The organism is Streptomyces bambusae (assembly GCF_020532645.1).
In the GTDB taxonomy this organism is placed as follows: domain Bacteria; phylum Actinomycetota; class Actinomycetes; order Streptomycetales; family Streptomycetaceae; genus Streptomyces; species Streptomyces bambusae.
In genome coordinates, this window is sequence record NZ_JAJAUZ010000023.1 from 70,877 (window position 1) to 91,941 (window position 21,065).

The window sequence follows — 21,065 nt, forward strand, 5'->3', positions numbered from 1 at the left end:
CGGGCCTGGCTGGTGGGTGCCGCCATGGCCGGGTGTGCCCGTACGGCTGGACACCGCGGGGCAGAATCCAGCCCCGCCGGCGTTTGAGGCGCGGGGTCCGGGGCGGAGCCCCGAAGAGTGCGACCCGGCCCGGCAGGCGCGACACCGCGGGGCGGAATCCAGCCCCGCCGGCGTTTGAGGCGCGGGGTCCGGGGCGGGCCCCGAAGTTCTGGGCTCCGCCCACCCCAGTCCGTCCGGTGAGCCCCGAAGGGCGGCCCTGGCGGGGTCAGTCGCGGCGGCGCAGACGCGTGGCGGTGAGGCCGCCCAGGAGGCCGGCGACGGCGCCCCAGAGGACCGCCAGGCCGACCGTCCGCCACAGAAGGGGACTGAGTTCGACCCGCCCGCCGAGCCCGTCGACCTCGCCGATCCCCAGCAGGGAGAGGGCGATCCGCGCCTGCACGTCCCCCAGCAGGCAGACCGCCAGGACCGCGACCCCCAGCGCCACCCCCAAGTGCACCGCATGCTGCCACGGCTTCATCCAGGCCGGCGACCGCATCGCCGCCACCACGCCCGTCACCAGCAGCAGCACCGCCGCGACGGCCACCAGCCACCACGCCCGCCCGTCGTACTCCGCGAGCGACGCGACGTCGAGCCGGGACACGTCCGGGGTGCGCAGGACGTCGTCGAGGATCTGCGGCATCGGCAGCCCGAACGGCCCGTCCACCCGCCCCTCCCACGCTCCGCCCAGCCCCAGGGTCAGCGCGACCCACACCAGATTGGGCAGCCCGAGCAGGACCACCGCGAAGGTCTCCGCCGCGTGCCCGCGGGTCAGGGCGACGACGATGCCGATGCCGATCCCGAGGACGACGTAGGAGAGCAGCATGAGGACCGTCGCGGACGCGGCCGGGCGGACCGCCGCGTGGAAGCGGACCAGGCGGGCCGGGAGCGGCGCGCGGCGGGACACCAGCAGGGCGAGCACGATCAGCCCGGCGATCCACAGCAGCCCGAAGCCGAGGGTGGCGGCGATGTCGGCCCGGAACCCGACGGTGGGTGCGGCGTCCAGGACCTCGGCGATGTCACCGAGCGGGTTGTCGCCGGTGCTGATCCCGAACGTCTGGCGGGCGACGAGCGCGTAGCCGGTCAGCAGGGCCAGCCACAGGACGGCCAGTTGCCCGGCCCGCACGAGGAGTTCCCCGGTGCCGGCCACCGCGCGGAGGCGCAGCGGGCGCAGAAAGAGCAGGGCGGCGGTCAGGGCGCCGGCCAGGGTGACGGACAGGGGCAGTACGGAGATCGCGGCGTCGGCCCCGCCGAGGAAGCCGGCGCCGCCGGTCACCTCCACGGAGCCGCCGGCCGCCATGACGACCACGGCCGCGAGGACGCGGGGGAACGCGCCGTCGGGCAGTGAGCCGGCGCCGGCCGCGGCGAGGCCGGCGGCGGCCACGGCGGTCATGGCGGCGAAGCCGGCTGCAGCTGCCAGCAGTGCGTCGCGCCAGCCCTTCAGGCCGGGGCGGGCCGCCTGCGTCCCTGCACTCGCAGTCACCCTGCCACCGTAAGCACCACGCCCCCATCCCGCCCGCCGAGCCCAAGGCCCGGTCCCGGCCCCGCGCGCCCTTGTGACCGGCGGGGCTCAAGGATTCGGGGCTCCGCCCCGGGCCCCGCGCCTCAATCGCCGGCGGGGCTGGGTTTTCGGGGTCCGGTCCCGGCCCCGCGCCCTTGTGGCCGGCGGGGCTGGGTTTTCGCCCGGCCGGAACTTCCGGGCTCCGCCCCGGCCCCGCGCGCATCGATCGCCGGACGGGCAGGGGGCGTATTTCAGCCCGTCCGGCGTTTGAGGACCGGGGTGCGGGGCGGAGCCCCGGTCTTTGAGCCCCGCCGGCGATTGAGGCGCGGGGCCCGGGGCGGAGCCCCGGTTTTTGCGGGCCCGGCACGGCCAGCGGTTGCGGCGGTCACCCGGATGGCGCACAGAATGGTCGCCAGAGGTGTCTGGTTCGGGACAGTACGTCCGGATCGCCCGGCTCCTTGGAGAACGTGAGGGAAGGGGCGCCCGTGACCACTCAGCCCTCCGGCCGGCCGCCGTCCGGCGACCGCCCCACAGGACCCCCGTCCGGCCCGCTCTCCGGCTCCGCCGGCCAGGGCCCGCCGACGATCCCGCACGGCGGCGTCCCGCCCGCCCCGCCCGGGGGCGGAGGCGGCGGGGACGGCAGCGGGACCGGCCCGGGCCCCGGCGACGGCAACGGCAAGCCCTGGTGGCGCTCCGTCCCCCGCATCGCCACCGCCGCCCTCGCGCTCGTCGCCGCCGTCGTGCTGGCCGTCGTCCTCACCCGGCCCGGCGGCACGCCCAAGAGCGGCGGCGAGGTGTTCCTGCAGGCCGCCTCCGCCGAGGGCCCCGACCCGTACACCGCGTCCACCGTCACCCCCGCCGGCAAGGAGAAGCAACAGACGCAGGAACCGCCCCCGCCGCCCGCGAGCACCCCGCCGCCCGGCGGCCGGATCGTCACGCAGAGCGTGGCCGGCTCCGCGCCCGGCCTGTACGGCGGCACCAAGAACGTGGCGAGCTGCAACGTCGAGCTCCAGATCAAGACCCTCGGCTCCCAGCCCCCGAAGAACACCGCCTTCGCCTCGGCGCTCGGCATCCAGCCCGCTGCCGTACCCGGCTACCTGCGCTCCCTCACCACGGTGCAGCTGCGCTCCGACACCCGGGTGACCAACCACGGCTACCGGGACGGCCGCCCGACCAGCTACCAGGCGGTGCTGCAGGCCGGCACGGCGGTGCTCGTCGACTCGCGCGGCGTGCCGAGGGTGCGGTGCGCGTGCGGCAACCCGCTCGGGCCGCCGGTGGCGCTCCAGGGCGACCCGGTGCGCAAGGGCCAGGCCTGGCCCTCGTACCGGCCGGTGAACGTCGTGGTGATCGCACCCTCGGTGACGATCATCAACAAGTTCGTCATCTACGACCGTGACGACCGCCGTTGGTACGAGCGGGACCGGGGCGACCACCACGGCCGCCACGACAGGCCCGTACCGCCGCCGCCGGACCCCTCGCCGTGGGTGCCGGAGCCGGTCACCTCGCCCCCGAGCCCGGACGACTCGCTCTCGCCGCCGGACGAGGAACCGGTGAGCCCCGCCGACTCGGACTCCGGTACGCCGTCGGAGGACACCGAGTCGCCGGGCCGCAACAACCTCGTCCCGGACGACGAGACCTCCTCGGGCACCTCCGAACCGGCCTCGTCCCCGGCTGACGAACCCGCCGCGGAGCTGTCCTCGGAACCGGCCTCCGAGCCCCCCTCGTCGCCTGCTCCGGAACCCGCTTCCGAGCCCGCTTCCGAGCCCGCTCCGGCGTCCTCCCCGCCGCCCCCGCCCGTTGTGCGCACCCCCTGCCCGGTGCTGTCGAACGGCGTGGTGGTCACTCCGCCGCCGGCGGTGGGCATCGACCCGCCCTCGCCGTGCCCGCCGGTCGTCGCTCCGCCGCCGCCCGCGTCACCGGCCTCGCAGCCGGCGCCCCCGCCGCCCGCGGACCAGCAGACCACCGCGTCCGCCGAGCAGCAGCAGCCGGTGGACCCGGGGCAGCCGGCCGATCAGCAGGACGGGGGTACCGACGGCCAGTGAGCCGCGTCAGCCCGCCGCACCCCCGCGCAGCAGTTCGCGCGCGCATTCCCGCAGCCACGCGTGTGCCGGATCCGCGTCGTGCCGGGGGTGCCAGGCCAGGCCGAAGGGGAGGGCCGGCAACTCCAGCGGTACCTCGAAGCACTCCAGCCCCAGCTTCTCCGCCAGCGGCGCGGCCGGCCCGGAGGTGATCAGGCCGACCAGGTCGGTGTCCCGCAGCACGAAGAGCGACGCCGGGAAGGAGCCCACCGAGCCCACCACCCGCCGGTCCAGCCCGAGGGCGGCGAGCGCGGTGTCCACCGGCCCCTCCAACCGCCCGCGCCGGGACACCGTGAGGTGCTCGGCGGCCGCGAACCGGCGGGCCGTCAGCCGGCCGCGCAGCAGCGGGTGACCGGCCCGCACGACCCCCAGCATCCGCTCGTCGCGCACGTGCTCCACCCGCACCTCGGGGGCATACGAGTCCACCACGCCCAGTTCCAGGTCCGCGGTGCCCTCCCGCAGCGCGGGCACGTCGACGTGGCTCTCCGACAGGAACCGCAGCCGCACCCCCGGCGCCTCCCGGGACACCCGCGTGAACAGCGTCGCCCCGAACGCCGCCGCGAACGCGTCGTGCGCCAGCACCGTGAACGTCCGCGTCAGGGTGCGCAGGTCCACCTCGCCCCCGGACAGGAACAGCGCCCGCGCCCGCTCCACGACCTCCCGCACCTCGGCGTGCAGCGCCAGCGCGTGCGGCGTCGGCACCATGGTGCGGCCCGCCCGGACCAGCACCGGATCGCCGAGGGCGCTGCGGATCCGGCCCAGGGTGCGGCTCATCGCCGGCTCCGACAGGTGCAGGCGGGCGGCCGCCCCGGAGACGCTGCACTCCTCCAGCAGTACGTCGAGGGCCACCAGCAGGTTCAGATCCAGCCTGGATTGCGTCACACGCATTCATTCCTTGCGAAAGTTGCACTGGAAAGCAGGACGGCGGCCAGCCTACGGTGAACCGGCGAGGGGAGATCCCCGGGCCCGGCCCCCTCGCACCCGGAGCAACACCCACGGCACCACCCACGGCACCACCCGCACCACCACCCATCCCACCGCACGAGCTCCGAGGAGGAGCCGTTGTCCAGCCCTGCCCAGACCCGCCCGGGAACCGCCGCCCCGCCGGGCCGCCCGACCCGCCCCGCCCTGTTCGTCCTGTGCGCCTGCGTGCTCGTCGCCCAGGGCATGGTCGCCGCCGTCAACCTGCTGATCCCGCAACTCGCCGCCTCCGCCCTGGAGCCGACGTCCACCCAGCTCCTGTGGGCGGTCGACGCCTACGTCATCGTGTTCGCCGCCCTGCTCATCCCGGCCGGCGCGGTCGGCGACCGGTACGGCCGCAAGGGCGCCCTGCTCGGCGGTCTCGCCCTGTTCGGCGCCGGGGCCGCTGTCAGCGCCCTCGCCCGGGACCCGGCGGTGCTCATCGCCGGCCGCGGGATCTGCGGCGCCGGCGCGGCCCTGATCATGCCCGCCACCATGTCCGTCCTCGTGCACCTCACCCCGCCCGAGCGGCGCGGCCAGGCCCTGGCCACGTGGACGCTGTCGGCCGGCCTCGGCGGCCTCGCGGGCAACGTCGGCGGCGGCCTGGCGGGCGAGTACCTCGGCTGGCGCGCCCTGTTCTGGGCCGTGGTTCCGCTCGCCGCCCTGCTCGCGCTCGCCACCGCGCGCCTCGTGCCGCGGATCCCGCGGCGCCCCGAGGCCCCTCTGGACCCGGCCGGCGCGGTCCTGCTCACCGGCGCCCTGCTCGCCTTCGTCCACGGGATCATCGAGGGGCCGGCGTACGGGTGGACCTCGCCGCAGGTGCTCGGCTCGTTCGGTGCGGGAGCGGTACTGCTGGCGCTGTTCGTCCGGCACGCGCTGCGCGCCGCGCACCCGCTGTTCGACCCCCGGGTGTTCGGCTCGCGCCGGCTGCGGGCCGGCTGCCTGGGCATCGGCGCCGCGTTCTTCGGCCTGTTCGCGCTGTTCTTCGTCAACGCCCAGTACCTCCAGTACGCCAAGGGCTTCTCGCCCGCGCAGACCGGGCTGGCCATCGTCCCGCTCACCGTCGGCATGGCCCTCGTGCCGAAGTACGGGGCGCGGCTCCAGGACCGGTACGGGCCGAGGCTGCCGGCCGCCCTCGGGCTCGCCCTGATCGGGTCGGGCCTGCTGCTGGTCTCCACGGCGGGGGCGGGCACCCCGTACCCGCTGTACGCGGTGTACCTGCTGGTGCTGTCCGCGGGCACCGGGCTGTGCGCGCCTGCGCTGACCCTGAGCGTGGTCGCCGAACTGCCCGAGCACCAGGCCGGGCTGGGCTCGGGGCTGAACACGGCGGCCCGGGAGGTCGGCGCTGCCCTCGGTGTCGCGGTGGTCGGCACGGTGCTGGCGTCCCGGCTGGACGGCACGCTCGGCGATCCCGCCCGCGCAGCCGCGTTCACGGCGGCGATGGGGGAGGCGCTGCGGGTGGCGGCGGCGGCCGTGCTGATCGCCGCGGGGGCCGTCGGAGCCGCGTACCGGCGTGGCTGAAATGTGGTGTCCGCCACGCGCGTAGCGTCCGGCTGCCGGGTATGTCACGACGGGTCCTGCTACGCGCGTCCACCAGCTGAAGATCTGACGCCGGACATGTTTTCTTCATCTGTTCGGCACATGACAATGTGACCCTCGCTCTGCCACCTGACGTCCCGCCGACTGGACCGGCGGGAGCGGTGCGTTGAAGAGGTGTCCCCCACGTGAAGAGACTCTCCCGGGCCCCCTGGGCCGCCGGGCTCGCGGCGGTGGCCGCGGCCGGACTGTTCCTCATACCGGCCCCGGCCACCGCCGGCCAGTCCCGGCCCGCCGTCGTCCCGGCCGCCGCCACCGTGACCCCCGAGGTGTACTACGCCCCGGCCGCGGGCAAGACCGGTGCCGCCCTCAAGTACGCGCTGCACGACATCATCAAGAACCAGTCGAAGATCAGCTACTCGGCTGTCTGGAACGCCCTCAAGGTCACCGACCAGGACCCGGCGAACACCAACAACGTCATCCTCGTCTACTCGGGCCGCTCCCAGTCCAAGGCGACCAACGGCGGCGGCATCAACGACTGGAACCGCGAGCACGTCTGGGCCAAGAGCCACGGCGACTTCGGCGAGGTCACGGGCCCGGGCACCGACCTGCACCACCTCCGCCCGGAGGACGTCACCGTCAACAGCACCCGCGGCAACAAGGACTTCGACCTGGGCGGCAGCCCCGTCTCCGAGGCCCCGGGCAGCTACACCGACGCCGACTCCTTCGAGCCGCGCAACGCGGTCAAGGGCGACGTGGCGCGCATGCTGCTCTACATGGCCGTCCGCTACGACGGCGGCGACGGCTTCGCCGACCTGGAGATGAACGACCGCGTCAACAACGGCTCCGCGCCGCTGTTCGGCCGGATCAGCCTGCTCAAGGAATGGAACCGGATCGACCCGCCGGACGCCTTCGAACAGCGCCGCAACCAGATCATCTACGACACCTACCAGCACAACCGCAACCCGTTCATCGACCACCCGGAGTGGGTCGACCAGATCTGGTAGCAGCCCCGGCACCCGTGCGGGCCGGAGGGGTCACCCGCAGGGCGGGCGCAGGCGCAGCGCCTTCCCCGGGCCCCTCCGGCCCGATCGGTGAGACAGTTGGACCATGGCCGAAACCGGACTGCACCGGGCGGCCGTGCCGCCCCCCGAGGCGTGGCCGGCCCGGCCGGACCTGAGCCTCGCGCTCAACCGCATGGGCACCTTCGACTGGGACCTCGACAGCGGGCAGATGCACCTGGACCCGACCGCCCTCGACGTCTTCGACCTGCGGCCGGGCGAGTTCGACCGCACCGCCGCCGGCCTGCGGGTCCGCATCCCGCCCGGCGAGGACGCCCGGCTCGACGCCCGGGTCTCGGAAGCCCTCAAGCAGGGCCGCAGCGCGTACGGGGCCTACTTCCGGATCCGGCTGCGCGACGGCACCTCGCGCTGGACCCACAGCCAGGGGCACATCCTGCGCGACGACGCGGGACGCCCGTACCGGATCATCGGCGTGGTCCGCGACGCCTCCCCGGATCCGCACGAGCCGGGCGCCGGCGACGAGTGGGCCGGGCGGAACGAGGCCCGGCGCCGGATGACCGGCGTGGTGGACCGCACGACCGCGATCCTCGCCCACGCCCGCACCGTCAACGACGTCACCGACATCCTCAAGGACCCCGAGTCGCTGGGACACCTCGGCGCGGTCAGCGTGATGCTCGGCGTGGTCGACGGCGGCCGGATCCACCTGGTCGCCGAGGGGCAGCTCGGGTCGTACGTACCGGAGATCGAGTACACCCGCATCGACGCGCAGTTCCCGATGTCCGAGGCGGTGCGCACGCTGCAGCCGGTGCTGCTGTCCTCCCGGGAGGAGTTCCAGGACCGCTTCCCGCTGCTGTGGCCGTACATCGAGCCGTTGTCCGTGCGCAGCGGCGCCTACCTGCCGCTGATCGCGCAGGGCCGCCCGATCGGCGCGCTGGGGCTGCTGTACGCGCGCGACGGCGGGTTCTCCGCGGAGGAGCGCAACCTGCTGGTGGCCCTGGGCAGCGGCATCGCACAGAGCCTGCAGCGGGCCATGCTGTACGAGCAGGAGCACGACCTCGCCGAGGGCCTCCAGCGCGCGCTGCTGCCGCGCAGCATCCCCGAGGTCCCCGGCGCGCAGATCGCGGTGCGCTACCGGGCCGCCCGGATGGGACGCGACATCGGCGGGGACTGGTACGACGTGGTGCGGCTGGGCGAGGGCCGGCTCGGCGTGATGATCGGCGACGTCGAGGGGCACGACACGGACGCCGCGGCCGTGATGGGCCAGCTGCGGATCGTGCTGCGGGCGTACGTGACCGAGGGCCACACGCCGGGTGCGGCGATGGCCCGGGCCTCCGCCTTCCTGCGGGAACTCGACACCGACCGCTTCGCGACCTGCACGTACGTCGAGGTCGACCTGGCCACGGGACTGCTCCAGCTGGTCCGGGCCGGGCACCTGGACCCGGTGGTGCGGCGCGGGGACGGCAGCTGCCACCGGGTGACCGTCGCGGGCGGACTCCCGCTGGGGCTGCCGGCGCGGCCGGTCGTGGCGGAGGACGAGGAAGCGGCGGCGGGGCCGGGCGGGCTGGGCACCGGCTACCCGGTGACCGCGCTGGAGCTCCATCTCGGGGAGACCCTCGTGCTGTGCACGGACGGCCTGATCGAACGGCCCGGCGCCGACCCCGACCTCGGGATGCGCGAACTGATGGCCGCCGTCCGGCACGGGCCCGCCGAGCCGGAGGCACTCGCGGACGCGCTGTGCGACCTGGTGGGAGACGCCGGGGGAGGCGACGACATGGCGCTGCTCCTGCTGCGCCGGCAGGGCGTCACCGGTCCCCGCGGCGGCGGACCGCTCCGCCACCACCTGCGGCCGGGCGACCCCGACGGGCCCTCCACGGTCCGCCACCTGGTCCGGGCGGCCGCCGCTGCCTGGGGCGCGCGCGACCGGGCCGACGAGATCGAGCTGGTCACCGACGAGCTGATGACGAACGTGCTCGTGCACACCGACGGCGGCGGCGAGGTCATCCTGCGGGTCACCGTCGAAGGCCGGATCCGGGTCGAGGTCGAGGACGGCTCCAGTGCCCTGCCGCGCCGCCGGGAGGCGGGCGACTGGGCGGTGTCCGGCCGCGGCCTCCAGCTGATCGACGTGCTCGCCGACGGGTGGGGCGTGGAGCCCCGGGGCGGCGGCAAGTGCATCTGGTGCGAGTTCGCGGTTCCGGAGGCGGCCGCCGGGCCCCCGGAGGAGGCGGCCGGACCCTGAGCGGCCTTCGTGCACGCCCCGCGTTCCCGCAGGCAAACGGCAGGGTGGCCGCCGGTCCGGGGGGAGCCGGGTCCGGCGGCCGGTCCCGGGGAGCGGCACCGCGGGCACGACGGTAGCGGGATCCGCACACGGTTTCCCGGCTTCGCGGGGGAATGGCCGAACCGGGGACCCGCTGACGGTTCTGCGCCCTTGCGTCCCGGGCCCGGCGGACCTACGGGCCTTCCACGGCGGGCATTCGCGGATGCGGACGCCCGGGCCGCCGTGCCGCCGGGGTACCGTGCCGCCGGGGTACCGCGTCGGCCGGGCGGGCACGGGCCGTCCCGCGTCCCGGCCCGCGGCCGGTACCGCACCCGGGCCGCGCGCGTGGGTACCGGCGGTCGTCAGAGGGTGACCAGGGTGACTTCCGTGGCCTTGACGCTCGTCCAGACCGCGGCGCCCTCCGCGAGGCCCAGCTCGGCGGCTGCGGAGGGGGTGATCTCGGCGACCAGGTCGGGGGCCGAGGCGGAGGTGATCAGGAGGCGCAGGCGGCTGCCGACGGCGGTGATCTCGCGGACCGTGCCGGGCCAGACGTTGCGGGGGCTGCCGCCGGGCCGCTCGCGGTGGACCGCGACCGCCTCCGGGGCGATGATCGCGAGCGCGGCGGCGCCTTCGGGTGCGGCGTCCGCGAGGATCAGCCGCCCGCCGCCCGCGGTGGTGAGCACGCCGTCGGCGACCGTGCCGGGCCAGGCGTTGCGGCCGAGCATGCGGGCCACCCACGGGGACCGCGGATGCCGGGTGACCTCGGCGGGCGACGCGTCCTGGAGGGTGCGGCCGCCGGCGAGCACGAGGACCCGGTCGGCCAGCGACACCGCCTCCACCGGGTCGTGCGTGACGATCAGGCAGACCCCGCCGAACCCGGCGAGGTGCGTCCGCAGGGTGTGCCGTACCCGCGCCCGCGTGGTCTGGTCGAGCGCGGCCAGCGGCTCGTCCAGCAGCAGCAGCCGCGGCCGGGCGGCCAGCGCCCGGGCCAGCGCGACCCGCTGCGCCTGACCGCCGGACAGCTGCCCCGGCCGGCGGTGCGCGAGCACGCCGACGCCGAGCCGGTCCAGCCACTCCCGGGCCTCCCGGCGGGCCTCGGCCCGCCCCACCCCGCGGGCCCGCAGCCCGTACGCGGTGTTGGCGAGGGCGCTCAGGTGCGGAAACAGGGCGCCGTCCTGCGGGACCCAGGCCACCTGCCGCTTGTGCGGCGGCAGGGCCGTGACGTCGGTGCCGCCGAGCCGCAGCCGGGCGTGCGCCCGCGGGGTGAGGCCGAGGAGGGCGCGGAGCAGGGTGGTCTTGCCGGCGCCGTTCTCGCCGACCACGGCGATGGTGGTGCCGGCCCCGGCATCGAGGGTCAGCTCGTTGAAACCGGTCACTTCGGCGTGCAGCGAGGCGGGCCCGGAGCCGCCGGCGGCGGGCGGCGGCCCGTCCGTCACGGGGCCTGCACCCGGGTCCGTGCCGGCCGGCCCGTCCGTCTGCACGTCCCCGTCCGCGGGCGCCCGCTTCTCGGTGGCCGGCGTCCCCGTCCAGCGTCCGCGCAGGGCGATCAGCACCCCCATCGCGATGGCCAGGAGCAGCAGCGAGAGCGAGGTCGCGGCCTCCGGCTGGTCCTGGAGGAGGAGGTAGACCTGGAGCGGGAGGGTCTGGGTGGTGCCGGGGAGGTTGCCGGCGAAGGTGATGGTGGCGCCGAACTCGCCGAGCGCACGCGCCCAGGTGAGGGCGGCGCCCGCGATCAGACCCGGCGCGACCATCGGCAGGGTGACAGTGAAGAACACCCGCAGCGGTGAGGCGCCGAGCGAGGCGGCCGTCTCCTCGTAGCTGGTCTTCAGCCCGCCGAGGGCCCCCTCCAGGCTGATGACCAGGAACGGCATCGCCACGAACGTGGCCGCGACCACCGCCCCCGACGTGTGGAACGGCAGGGTGATCCCGAACGTCCCCTCCAGCCACGGCCCGAGCAGCCCGCGCCGCCCGAAGCCCAGCAGCAGCGCCACACCGCCGACCGTCGGCGGCAGCACCATCGGCAGCAGCACCAGCGACCGCACCACCGCCTTGCCCGGGAACTCCACCCGCGCCAGCAGCCAGGCCAGCGGCACGCCGAGCACCAGGGACAGGCCCAGCGCGCAGAACGAGACGAAGAGCGACAGCCGCAGCGCCTCGACCACGCCCGGCGTGGTCAGGTGCGCGCCCAGGTCGCCCCACGAGGTGCGGACGAGGATCCCGACGAGCGGCAGCAGCAGGAACGCCACCGCGAGCAGGGCCGGCAGGGCCAGCGCGAACGGGGTGCGGGGCGTACGGAGTCTGCTCATGCGGTTCCTGTGCTCTGGGTCGGTGCGGAGGCGGAGGCGGAGGCGGGCGCGGGCGTCGGGTGCGGGGCCCGTCCGTTCTACCCGGTCCGGGCAGCGGAAGGGGGGACTGCCCGTCCCCCCGGACCGGGCAGTCCCCCCTGGGCCGTGTGCCGGCCGGCCGGTCACGGCTGCTGGAAGCCCGCGTCCCGGAGGATCTGCTGCGCCTCGGGCGTGCTCAGCCACGCCACGAACGCGGCGGCGGCCGCGGCGTTCTCCGACTGCTTGAGCGTGGCGGCCGGGTACGAGGCGACGGCGTTCTGGGCGTCCGGGATCACCACGGCCTCGACCTTGCCGGCGGCCTTCGCGGCGTCCGTCTTGTAGACGAGGCCGGCGTCGGCCTCGCCCAGCTCGACCTTGGACAGCACCGCGCGGACGTTCGGCTCCAGGGACACCGGCTTCACGGTGACCTTCTGGGCGTCCAGGATCTTCTTGCTGTAGCGGCCGACCGGGACCTCCGGCGCGGCCAGCACCACCTTCAGCTTGGTGTCGGCCAGGTCCTTCAGGGCGCCGACCTTGTGCGGGTTGCCCTTGGTGGTGGCGATGACCAGACGGTTCTTCGCGATGACGACCGGCGTGCCGCCGAGGTCGGCGGTCAGGCCGTCCATGGTCTTCGTGTCGGCGGTGACCAGCGCGTCGGCCGGGGCGCCCTGCTTGACCTGGGCGGCCAGCTCCTGGGAGCCGGCGAACGAAAACTTGATCTTCGTGCCGGGGTGGGCCTTCTCGTAGGCGGCACCCGCGGTCTTGAACACGTCGGTCAGGGAGGACGCGGCCAGCACCGTGAGCTCGGCGCCCTTCGGGGCTGCGGCACCGGTCTCCTCGGCGGAACCGGAACCGCTGTCGTTGCTGCTGTTGTCGCCGCAGGCGGCGAGCGGGACGAGCAGGGCGGCGGTCAGGACGGCGGCTGCGGCGCGGCGGCGGGTGACGGCAGGGGACATGAGGCCAGTTCTCCTCGACGGGACGGGACCGGTGGTGCGGTCCCACTGCGGATGAGGGGCGCCGGTGACGGGCGGAGCGGGCTCGGACGACGGCTGAGCGGATGCAGCGGGGAAGCCGGTACCGGCGGCGGGGCCGCAGACTCGGCACTGCATGTGCGACACCGTAGGGGCTGGAATCCGTCATTTGCAATTCTCTTCGGATGATCGACCCGCAGATGCGACCCTGCTTGTGGTAATTGCCAAAGCCGGCGGGTACCCGGTTCGCTAGAGTTCCGGCATGGCTGACGAAGCAACCACCGCACGCGTGGACGCGTGGATCTGGTCGGTCCGGCTCGCCAAGACCCGGTCGCTGGCCGCCGCGGCCTGCCGGGCCGGGCACGTACGGGTGAACGGCGATCGCGCCAAGCCGGCCCAGACCGTCAAGGCGGGCGACGAGGTGCGGCTGTTCCACGAGGGCCGGGAGCGGATCGTGGTGGTCCAGCGGGTGATCACCAAGCGGGTCGGGGCGCCGGTCGCGGCCGACTGCCTGGTCGACAACAGCCCGCCGCCGCCCACCCGCACCGAGGCCGCCGCCACCGGCCTGCGGGACCGAGGCACCGGCCGGCCCACCAAGCGCGACCGCCGCGAGATGGACCAGCTCCGCGGCCGCTGACCGCCCGGAGCGGCCCGCGCGGGCCGCGTCAGACCTTGCGGTACGCGTACGCCTCCGCGGCCGAGGCGGCCACCGCTGCCAGGTCCGCCCCCGCCGAGGCGGTCACCAGCGCGGACACCGCGCCCTCCACGAACGGCGCGTCGATCAGCAGGGCGCCCGCCGGGAGTTCGCCCTCCTCCGCGAGCAGGGCCTTGACGGTGAGGACCGAACTGCCCAGGTCGGCCAGCAGGGCCACGCCCGCGCCGCGGTCCACGGCGCGGGCGGCCGCGACGATCAGCTCCGCGCTGGTGCCGAGCCCGCCGTCGAGCGTCCCGCCCGCCGTCGCCAGCGGCACCGGCGGGCCGCCCGCGGCGAGCCCCTGCGCCAGTTCCGCGACCGACTCGGCCACCCGCGCACTGTGCGACACCAGCACGATCCCGACCAGCGGCCCGGTCATGCCGCACCGCCCGCCGCGTCTTCGGCGGCCGCCGCCTCCGCCACGTCCGCGAGCGCCGCCAGCAGCAGCGCCGACGAGGCCGCGCCCGGGTCCTCGTGGCCGATGCTCCGTTCGCCCAGGTAGCCGGCCCGGCCCTTGCGGGCCCGCAGCGGCACGGTCGCCAGCGCCCCGTGCTCCGCCGCGTCCCGGGCGGCCCGGTACGACGTGCTCAGTGCGGCCACTCCCGGCACCAGCGCGTCCAGCATCGTCTTGTCGCCGGGCGCCGCCCCGCCGAGCTGCGCCACCGCGCCCACCCCCGCGTACAGGGCCCGCCGCAGCTCGTCGTCGCCGACCTCGGCGGCCTCGCCCAGCTCCTTCCCGGCGCGCCGGAGCAGGGTCCCGTACAGCGGTCCGGAGGCTCCGCCGACGGTCGAGATCAGGGTCCGGCCCGCCAGTTGCAGCACCCCGCCCGGATGGTCCGGCGGGTCCGCCTCCAGGGCGGCCAGCACCGCGGTGAAGCCGCGCTGCAGGTTGGCGCCGTGGTCGGCGTCCCCGATGGGGGAGTCGAGCTCCGTCAGCCGGGCCGCCTCGCGGTCGACGGCCGCCGTGGCCGCCGCCATCCAGCGCCGGAAGAACTCCGCGTCGCGCACCTGCCGCCTCCTACGCCGCCCTTGCCCGCATCGGGACCCGCCGTCCCGGGCCAGCGTACGGACCGGGCACCGTGCAGGGGCGGCGAACCGCGGGTCCGGCGTACCGCAGTGGCGGGCAGCAGCGGCGGGCCGCGGGCCGCGCAGGGTAGCAGCCGCCGGGGCGGCCGGGCCGGTCTTTGTCGGGGGCCGATGAGAGGCGGGCCGCACCCCCGGCCCGGCATTAGCGTCCCGTGCCACCCCCGGGAACCGCCCCCGAACTCCCCCCTGGCACAAGGAGGAACCGGTGCGTCCGTCCGTCCGCAGAACCCTCACCTCGGGCCGCGGTGTCGGCACTCTCCTGGTCGTCGGTGCGCTCGCCGCGACCCTGGCCGCCCTGCTGGTCCCCGTTCACTCGTTCGGGCAGACCCGGGGGCAGGCCGCCGCCGGCGCGCCGTTCACGGACGACGGCCGGGGCACGGTCAGCACCCCGTACGGTCCGCTCACCCCGCAGGACCGGGACTTCGTACGGCGGGTCCGGCTGGCCGGGCTGTGGGAGCTGCCGGCCGGGCGGGAGGCGATGCAGCGCGGCGGCCGCGAGTCCGTGCGGACCGCGGGGGAGCACCTCGTGATGGGGCACACCGAGCTGGACCGCCGGGCCCTGAAGACCGGCGAGGTGCTGGACATCCCGCTCCCGGACCGGCCGAACGCCGAGCAGCAGGGCTGGCTGGACCAGCTGCACACGGCCCGCGGCGAACGGTACGAGCAGCTGTTCGCGAACCTGCTGCGGGCCGCCCACGGCAAGGTCTTCGCGCTGGTCGCACAGGTCCGGGCGAACAGCCGCAACGCGATGGTCAGGTCCCTGGCCACCGTCACCAATTCCGTCGTGCTCGACCACATCACGGTCCTGGAGGACACCGGGCTGGTCGATTACGACGCCCTCAGCAAAGGCAGGTGATCCGCGATGAGCCCTCGACGCCACACGCGCGGCCGGCTCAGGAACAAGACCGCCGCTTGGGCCGCCGTACTGGTCCTCGGCGGAGCGGGGACGGCGCTGGTCGCCGCCCACGCCTCCGGAGCCCCGCCCGGGGCGGGCGGGACCGACGGGTCCGGGCCTGGCACCGCGGCCGCGGCGGCCTGGTCCGGCACGGTCGACTGCCCGGACGTCGGCGACCGGCTGCGCGAGGTGCCGGCGCCCGCCCGCGCCGAGGTGGACCGGCTGCTCGCCCGGATGGACGCCCAGACCGCAGACGCCTACCAGGCGCTGGTACGGGATCCCGGCGCCGGCCGGCAGGTGCTCGCCGGGCTGCGCGACCGGCGGGCCACGGCCGTCGCGGGGGTCGCGGACGCCATCGCCCGCGGCGGGGCGGCCCGTCCCGCCGGGCTGGAGGGCCTGAGCGGCTGCCGCATCACCCCGGGACCGCAGCCGGCGGGGAACGTGTCCGCGGACGCCGCCGGCAGCGGCCGGAGCGGTGACCGGGGCAGCGGCAACGCCTCCGGGAACGCGCCCGCGCGGTCGGACTTCGTCGACATCAGGAACGTACGCCCCAACGTCAACCGGCCCCCGCGGCAGCGCAACGCCTCCACCGGCAGCTTCCGGTCCCGCTGCGGCACCAACCGGGAGGGCCGGTTCAACTCGGACAACGTGATCGTCGCCCCCGGCGTCTCCAACGGCGCCCACCACATGCACGACTACGTCGGCAACCGCGCCTCGGACGCGTTCGCCACCAACGACAGCCTCGCGGCCGCCGGAACCACCTGCGCCAACGGCGACCAGTCCACCTACTACTGGCCGGTGCTCCGGCTCCAGGACGGGCGGCGGGAGCGGGACGCCGACGCGCCCGGCGGCGGCACCGAGGGCAACTCCGGGACGATCCTGACGCCGAAGGAGGTGTCGATCACCTTCGTCGGCAGCCCGGCGGGCCGGGTGACCGCCATGCCGCGGTTCCTGCGCATCATCACCGGCGACGCGAAGGCCTTCACCAACGGCACGGCCAACGCCAACGCCTCGTGGAGCTGCACCGGTTTCGAGGACCGGCAGCTGCGCGCCAAGTACCCGCTGTGCCCGTCCGGCAGCGACGTGGTGCGCACCTTCTCCTTCCAGAGCTGCTGGAACGGCCGCGACACCGACAGCGCCAACCACCGTACGCACGTGGCGTTCGCGCAGGCCGACGGCCGCTGCCCGCGCGGCTTCCGGGCCGTTCCGCAGCTCGTCCAGCGGATCGTGTACGCGGTTCCCGGCGGGGGCCGGTCCGCGCCGTTCGCGGTGGACAGCTTCCCCGAACAGCTCCACAAACCCGTCACGGACCACGGCGATTTCATCAACGTGATGCGGGACGGGCTGATGCGGCAGGCCGTGGACTGCATCAACAGCGGGCGGCGCTGTCGCTGAACCGCCCGGGCCCGGGTCTCCTCCCCGACCCGGGCCCGGTTGCCGAAGGAGGGCCGCCGGACGGAACCCCGTCCGGCGGCCCTCCGTGCGTGACGGCACGTCACAGTCCGTTGACGCGCGCCTCCTTGGACACACCGGGAGCCCGCAGGCCGCCGCGCAGCCCGCGCGGCGCGCGCAGCAGCCGGGAGTACTGCCGCCGGGCCCGCTCCACCTGCGCCGCCAACCGGCGTGCCCGAAGCGCCATTTCGAGCTCGAAACGGGTCCCCGGATCGCGCAGGCCCGGACCGAAGAGGCGCTCGATCTGGCGCAGCCGGTAGCGGACGGTCTGCGGGTGCACCTGGAGCGCCTTCGCGGCCTCCGGCGCGCCGCCGCCTTCGAGCCAGGCCAGGAGGGTCATCTCCAGCCGCTCGCTCTGGCGGGGGGTGAGGTCGGCCAGCGGCCGGAGCCGGCGGGCGGCCAGCGCCCGGGTCAGGGACTCGTCCTGCATCAGCAGCAGGCCCGACAGGTTGTCGTCCACGAACACGGCCCTGCACTCGGCCCCGCTGCGGGCCGGCGTCATGGCCAGGAGCCGCCGGGCCCAGCGCACCGACGAGGCCGCGTCGTACAGCGGGACGACATGGCCGACGGCCGCCGTCCGGCCGCGCAGCGCCGCGTTCAGCAGCGCCCGGCCGTCCGGGTCGTCCCCGCCGTCCGGTTCGCGGCCCTCGCCGGCGAGCCGTTCCGGGTCGGGGATCAGCAGGCACAGCTCCTCGCCCACCGCGCCGACCAGGGTGTCGCCGAGCGCGGTGAGCTGCGGGGCCTCGCCCGGGGTCACGAGCGCCACCGCCTGCACGGTCTCCGGCAGCGGCCAGCCGGCCAGCCGGGACAGTTCGGGCAGCGGGGTACCGGACCCGGGTGCGCCGGCGGCCAGCACCTCGAACAGCTCGCGCCGGGCTTCCTCGGCGGTCGCAGGTGGAAAGGTTTCGGCCACGGGGGAAAGGGGGCCGGGCGGTGCACCGGGCGGGCCACAGGGGGTGGTTGCGGCCCTGCCGGGGGCGGCGGGCCCGGCCTGCTGAGCGTCCTCGGGCCCGGCCTTTGCGGCGGTCGGGGCCCCGGGCGCGTCCGTGCACTCCGGTCCGGGCCTGGCCGGGGGGCCGGTGCGACCGAGTGCGTTCCTGAGTGACTGTTCGATCCGCTTTTTGATCAGTTCGCGGTCGGATTCCTCCATCAGGTTTGCAAATCCTGGAATGACTCGCTCAAGTTCCACCATGAGGGTCTCCGCCAGGGAGGTGAGGACGTGCCGCGGAACGCGTGCCGCCTCGCTCTGCTGGCGTGACCGTATGCGGTTCACCAGTTCGTACATGTCACCTAGTTCTTGGTGGGTCGAGACCTTCCCCCCGGTCCTCCGCAGCCTCGCGAAGGTTCCCCCATCCCGCCGGAGCTTTGTGGTCTCTTTGCCTCCGGGATGTTTGCGGGGGATCATGCCGGGGCTCCGCCGGTGTTCGACCCGCGCTCACCAGAACTTGTCATGTTTCGATAAATCACCGGGGGGTCCGGTGAACTTCGGCGAGGCTGCTGAGTCCAGAGCGACCCGATGCGACTCGCCGCAGCGGCCCGATGCCCGCGCGCTCGCGTCAACGGGAGGCATCCCATGCCCATCTCCCCTCAGCAGGTGGCCCGGTTACGGGGAACACACCGCAAGGGGCGCCACTCCGGACCCGCACCGGCGGCAGACCACCGGCACCCGCCGGCCCGCGCCCGCACCCGGGCCCGCCCGCACCGCCCGCGCCACCTGAGGGCGTACGCCCTCGGCGTCGCCCTGCTGCTCTTCCTCCTGATCGCCGCCGACGCCGGCGCCTACGGCCGGCTCTGGGCCTTCCTCGACCACGGAGCCGGGGTCCTCGCCCTGGTGTCCCTCACCGCCACCGTGCTGTGGGGACTGGCCGCCACCGACCGGCGGCTGCTGCGCTCCGCGCACCGGATCCTCGCCCAGGGAGTCCACCGCGGGCTCGCGCTCGCCGGACTCGGCTTCCTCGCCCTGCACATCGCGGTGAAGGTGGCCGAGCAGCGGATCGGCCCCACCGCGGCGGCCGTCCCGTTCGCCGACCCGGGCCGCCCGGTCCTGCTGGGCCTCGGCACCCTGGCCGGCTACATGTTCCTCGCGGTCGCCGTGACCGGCGCGGTCCGCAGCCGGTTCGCCGCCGGCGGCGCCTCCCGGCAGCGGTCCCGGTGGTGGCGCGCCCTGCACATGGCCGCCTACCCGGCCTGGGGCGCCGCCCTGCTGCACGGCCTCAAGTCCGGCCGGCCAGCGGCCGGTTGGGTCACGGCCGGCTACGCCCTGGCACTCGCCGGCGCCGCCGTCGCGCTCCTGCTCCGGCTGCGCGCCGACCGGGTGCCGGCACCTCCGCCGCCGCCGGCCCGGCCCCCGCAGGACCCCCGGCCCGTGCCGGACCCCGAGACCACCCAGCGCATGCCCGTCGTCCTCGCCGCCCCGCCCGGGCCGTCCGTACCGTTCGACCCGTACGCGCCGCCGCCCGGCCCGGTCGTGCCGTACGGGCCGCCCGGCCCGGTCAGGCCCCTCGAACCCGCCGTACCGGCGATGCCCGCCGTGCCGCCCGTGTCCGCAGGGCCCGTCGGGCTGCCCGTGGCACCGGCCGTGCCCGTCGTGCCGCCGATGCCGGTTCTGCCGCCCGTGCCCGCCGGTCCGCCGTTCTCCGGCGGGTCCCGGGGCGAGCCGCTCGGGGCGGCCACGGCCGGGGGAGGACCCTGGTGAGCGCGGCGCTGCCGGCGCTCGCCGCGGTCGGCGCGCCCCGGCTGTTCGCCGGGCTGGACCGGGCCGGCCGGCTGGACCGGGTCGCACACCTGACCGTGCACGGCTCACTGCCCCGGCTGCGCCCCGAGGAACTGGTCGCACTCGCCGAGGACACCGGGCTGCGGGGCCGCGGCGGGGCCGGCTTCCCCTTCGCCCGCAAGCTCCAGGCCGTCATCACGGCGGCCGCGGACCGGGCGGTGGCCCGTACCGCCGTCGTCGTCAACGGCAGCGAGGGGGAGCCGAGTTGCCTCAAGGACACCGCCCTGCTGCTGTACGCCCCGCACCTGGTGCTCGACGGCGCGCTGCTGGCGGCGGCCGCCCTCGGCGCCTCGGAGGTGGCCGTCGCCGTCCACCGCGCCGACGTGGCCCGCTCGGTGCGGGCCGCCGTGGCCGAACGCGGCCCCGACGCCCGCCGGGTGCGCGTCGAACAGCTCCCGGACAGATTCGTCGCGGGCGAGGGCTCGGCCGTCGTGGCCGGACTCGGCGGCGCCGCCGCGCTCCCTTCGGGGCGCCGGATCCGCACCAGCGAGAGCGGCCTGGGCGGGCTGCCGACCCTGCTGTCGAACACCGAGACCTTCGCCCAGCTGGCGGTGGCCGCCCGGCTCGGCGCCCTGCCGTTCCGCGAGACCGGCCTGCCCGCCGAACCCGGCACCGTGCTGCTGACGGTGGCCGGCACCTGGGTGGTCGAGACCCCGACCGGCGTGCCGCTGCCCTACGTGCTGCGGCTGTGCGGGCTCGACGCCGGGCAGGGCGTCCTGACCGGCGGCTACCACGGCAAGTGGCTGGCCCGGCAGGACGTGGCGCGGGCCCTGGTCTCGCGCGAGTCCCTCGACGGGCTGGGGGCCGCGTTCGGAGCCGGCGCCGTCCTGCCGCTGCCGCCGGACACCTGCCCGCTGGGGGAGACCCTGCGGGTCGCGCGCTGGCTGGCCGGCGAGACGGCCGGGCAGTGCGGGCCGTGCTTCCTCGGGCTGCCCGCGGTCGCCGACGTCCTCGCCGAGGTCGAACGCGGCGGCGGCAGGGCCTCGTTGGAGGCCTTGGACCGCGCCATGGGTGCGGTGGTCGGCCGAGGTGCGTGCAGCCACCCCGACGGGACCGCCCGGTTCGTGGCCTCGGCTGCGGCCGCGTTCCCCGAGGAGTTCGCCGCCCACGCGGCCGGCGCCGGCTGCGGCCGGCCCGTCCTCGGGGCGCTGCCGGTGCCCGTGCCCGACCGGCCCGCCCTGCCGGCCCTGCCCGCCGCCGCGGCGCCCGCGGTGGCGCGGCGGCCGCGGACCGAGGCCCTGATGGTCGACTGGACGCTCTGCCAGGGCCACGGGCTGTGCGCCGACATCGTCCCCGGCGTCGTGGAACTCGGCGCCGACGGCTACCCGGCCCGGGCCGTCATGCCGGTGCCCGGCCGGCAGCGCGGCCAGGCGGTCCGCGCGGTCCGGCGCTGCCCGGCCCTCGCCCTGCGCATCCAGGACTGACCTCCCCACCCGGCGGCCCGGCCGGTCCGCCACGGCGCACCGGCTCGGGACGACCGACA

At 76.0% G+C, this 21,065-nt stretch carries 15 protein-coding genes and 1 pseudogene; 9 read left to right on the forward strand and 7 right to left on the reverse strand.

The features are described 5' to 3' along the window. Positions 1-265 precede the first annotated feature (265 nt). A complete protein-coding gene (locus LG634_RS18050; protein WP_226734877.1) occupies positions 266-1,519 on the reverse strand; it encodes a streptophobe family protein in 1,254 nt (417 codons plus the stop codon). A gap of 503 nt (positions 1,520-2,022) precedes the next feature. Between LG634_RS18050 and LG634_RS18055 the strand changes: the two are divergent. Then, positions 2,023-3,330, forward strand: a pseudogene (locus LG634_RS18055) (DUF6777 domain-containing protein); the annotation flags it as partial. 255 nt (positions 3,331-3,585) lie between these two features. On the opposite strand, the gene LG634_RS18060 reads toward LG634_RS18055, so the two are convergent. Then, the gene (locus LG634_RS18060) at positions 3,586-4,503 is read right to left on the reverse strand and encodes a LysR family transcriptional regulator (protein ID WP_226734879.1); all 918 of its coding nucleotides are present in this window, start codon (positions 4,501-4,503) and stop codon (positions 3,586-3,588) included. A 174-nt stretch (positions 4,504-4,677) separates the two neighbouring features. On the opposite strand from LG634_RS18060, the gene LG634_RS18065 reads away from it, so the two are divergent. The 3 genes from LG634_RS18065 (at position 4,678) to LG634_RS18075 (ending at position 9,369) form a co-directional block, all read left to right on the forward strand. Then, a complete protein-coding gene (locus LG634_RS18065) occupies positions 4,678-6,096 on the forward strand; it encodes an MFS transporter (protein WP_372482444.1) in 1,419 nt (472 codons plus the stop codon). 332 nt (positions 6,097-6,428) lie between these two features. Continuing rightward, positions 6,429-7,118: an endonuclease I family protein gene (locus LG634_RS18070; RefSeq protein ID WP_226734913.1), complete on the forward strand. Its 690-nt coding sequence runs from the start codon at positions 6,429-6,431 to the stop codon at positions 7,116-7,118. Between the two features lie 103 nt (positions 7,119-7,221). Then, a complete protein-coding gene (locus LG634_RS18075; RefSeq protein WP_226734880.1) occupies positions 7,222-9,369 on the forward strand; it encodes a SpoIIE family protein phosphatase in 2,148 nt (715 codons plus the stop codon). Positions 9,370-9,749: 380 nt separating this feature from the next. Here LG634_RS18075 and LG634_RS18080 read toward each other — a convergent pair whose 3' ends face one another. Together LG634_RS18080 and modA are read right to left on the reverse strand one after the other, a co-directional pair. Then, positions 9,750-11,693: an ABC transporter permease gene (locus LG634_RS18080; protein WP_226734881.1), complete on the reverse strand. Its 1,944-nt coding sequence runs from the start codon at positions 11,691-11,693 to the stop codon at positions 9,750-9,752. Between the two features lie 161 nt (positions 11,694-11,854). After that, complete coding sequence (modA, locus tag LG634_RS18085) at positions 11,855-12,667, reverse strand: molybdate ABC transporter substrate-binding protein (protein ID WP_226734882.1); 813 nt, start codon at positions 12,665-12,667, stop codon at positions 11,855-11,857. A 277-nt stretch (positions 12,668-12,944) separates the two neighbouring features. On the opposite strand from modA, the gene LG634_RS18090 reads away from it, so the two are divergent. After that, entirely contained in the window at positions 12,945-13,319 is a 375-nt protein-coding gene (locus LG634_RS18090) for an RNA-binding S4 domain-containing protein (protein WP_226734883.1), read from the forward strand. A 28-nt stretch (positions 13,320-13,347) separates the two neighbouring features. Here the strand turns inward: LG634_RS18090 and LG634_RS18095 are convergent, their stop codons facing one another. Next, positions 13,348-13,755 (reverse strand): PTS-dependent dihydroxyacetone kinase phosphotransferase subunit DhaM, encoded by a 408-nt coding sequence (locus LG634_RS18095; RefSeq protein WP_226734884.1) that lies wholly within the window; start codon positions 13,753-13,755, stop codon positions 13,348-13,350. Beyond that, positions 13,752-14,384 carry a dihydroxyacetone kinase subunit DhaL gene (dhaL, locus tag LG634_RS18100; protein ID WP_226734885.1) on the reverse strand — a complete coding sequence of 211 codons (633 nt, stop codon included), beginning with the start codon at positions 14,382-14,384 and terminating at the stop codon, positions 13,752-13,754. The genes LG634_RS18095 and dhaL overlap by 4 nt, the downstream gene beginning before the upstream one ends. A gap of 283 nt (positions 14,385-14,667) precedes the next feature. On the opposite strand from dhaL, the gene LG634_RS18105 reads away from it, so the two are divergent. Continuing rightward, the gene (locus LG634_RS18105; protein WP_226734886.1) at positions 14,668-15,318 is read left to right on the forward strand and encodes a DUF4142 domain-containing protein; all 651 of its coding nucleotides are present in this window, start codon (positions 14,668-14,670) and stop codon (positions 15,316-15,318) included. Positions 15,319-15,324: 6 nt separating this feature from the next. Beyond that, positions 15,325-16,752 (forward strand): DUF1996 domain-containing protein, encoded by a 1,428-nt coding sequence (locus LG634_RS18110; protein ID WP_226734887.1) that lies wholly within the window; start codon positions 15,325-15,327, stop codon positions 16,750-16,752. 100 nt (positions 16,753-16,852) lie between these two features. On the opposite strand, the gene LG634_RS18115 is transcribed toward LG634_RS18110, so the two are convergent. Next, on the reverse strand, positions 16,853-17,722 hold the full coding sequence (locus LG634_RS18115) for a PucR family transcriptional regulator (RefSeq protein WP_226734888.1): 870 nt from the start codon (positions 17,720-17,722) through the stop codon (positions 16,853-16,855). A gap of 660 nt (positions 17,723-18,382) precedes the next feature. Here LG634_RS18115 and LG634_RS18120 point away from each other — a divergent pair. Together LG634_RS18120 and LG634_RS18125 are read left to right on the forward strand one after the other, a co-directional pair. Then, positions 18,383-19,504 (forward strand): hypothetical protein, encoded by a 1,122-nt coding sequence (locus tag LG634_RS18120; protein ID WP_226734889.1) that lies wholly within the window; start codon positions 18,383-18,385, stop codon positions 19,502-19,504. Continuing rightward, the gene (locus LG634_RS18125) at positions 19,501-21,006 is read left to right on the forward strand and encodes an NADH-quinone oxidoreductase subunit NuoF family protein (RefSeq protein ID WP_226734890.1); all 1,506 of its coding nucleotides are present in this window, start codon (positions 19,501-19,503) and stop codon (positions 21,004-21,006) included. The genes LG634_RS18120 and LG634_RS18125 overlap by 4 nt, the downstream gene beginning before the upstream one ends. The last annotated feature ends 59 nt before the right edge of the window (positions 21,007-21,065 follow it).

Bases quoted from the DNA above. Each gene is read 5' to 3' on its own strand.
- LG634_RS18060 (WP_226734879.1), bottom strand. From the start codon at position 4,503: ATGCGTGTGACGCAATCCAGGCTGGATCTGAACCTGCTGGTGGCCCTC.
- LG634_RS18075 (WP_226734880.1), top strand. From the start codon at position 7,222: ATGGCCGAAACCGGACTGCACCGGGCGGCCGTGCCGCCCCCCGAGGCG.
- LG634_RS18080 (WP_226734881.1), bottom strand. From the start codon at position 11,693: ATGAGCAGACTCCGTACGCCCCGCACCCCGTTCGCGCTGGCCCTGCCG.
- modA (WP_226734882.1), bottom strand. From the start codon at position 12,667: ATGTCCCCTGCCGTCACCCGCCGCCGCGCCGCAGCCGCCGTCCTGACC.
- LG634_RS18090 (WP_226734883.1), top strand. From the start codon at position 12,945: ATGGCTGACGAAGCAACCACCGCACGCGTGGACGCGTGGATCTGGTCG.
- LG634_RS18095 (WP_226734884.1), bottom strand. From the start codon at position 13,755: ATGACCGGGCCGCTGGTCGGGATCGTGCTGGTGTCGCACAGTGCGCGG.
- LG634_RS18110 (WP_226734887.1), top strand. From the start codon at position 15,325: ATGAGCCCTCGACGCCACACGCGCGGCCGGCTCAGGAACAAGACCGCC.
- LG634_RS18120 (WP_226734889.1), top strand. From the start codon at position 18,383: ATGCCCATCTCCCCTCAGCAGGTGGCCCGGTTACGGGGAACACACCGC.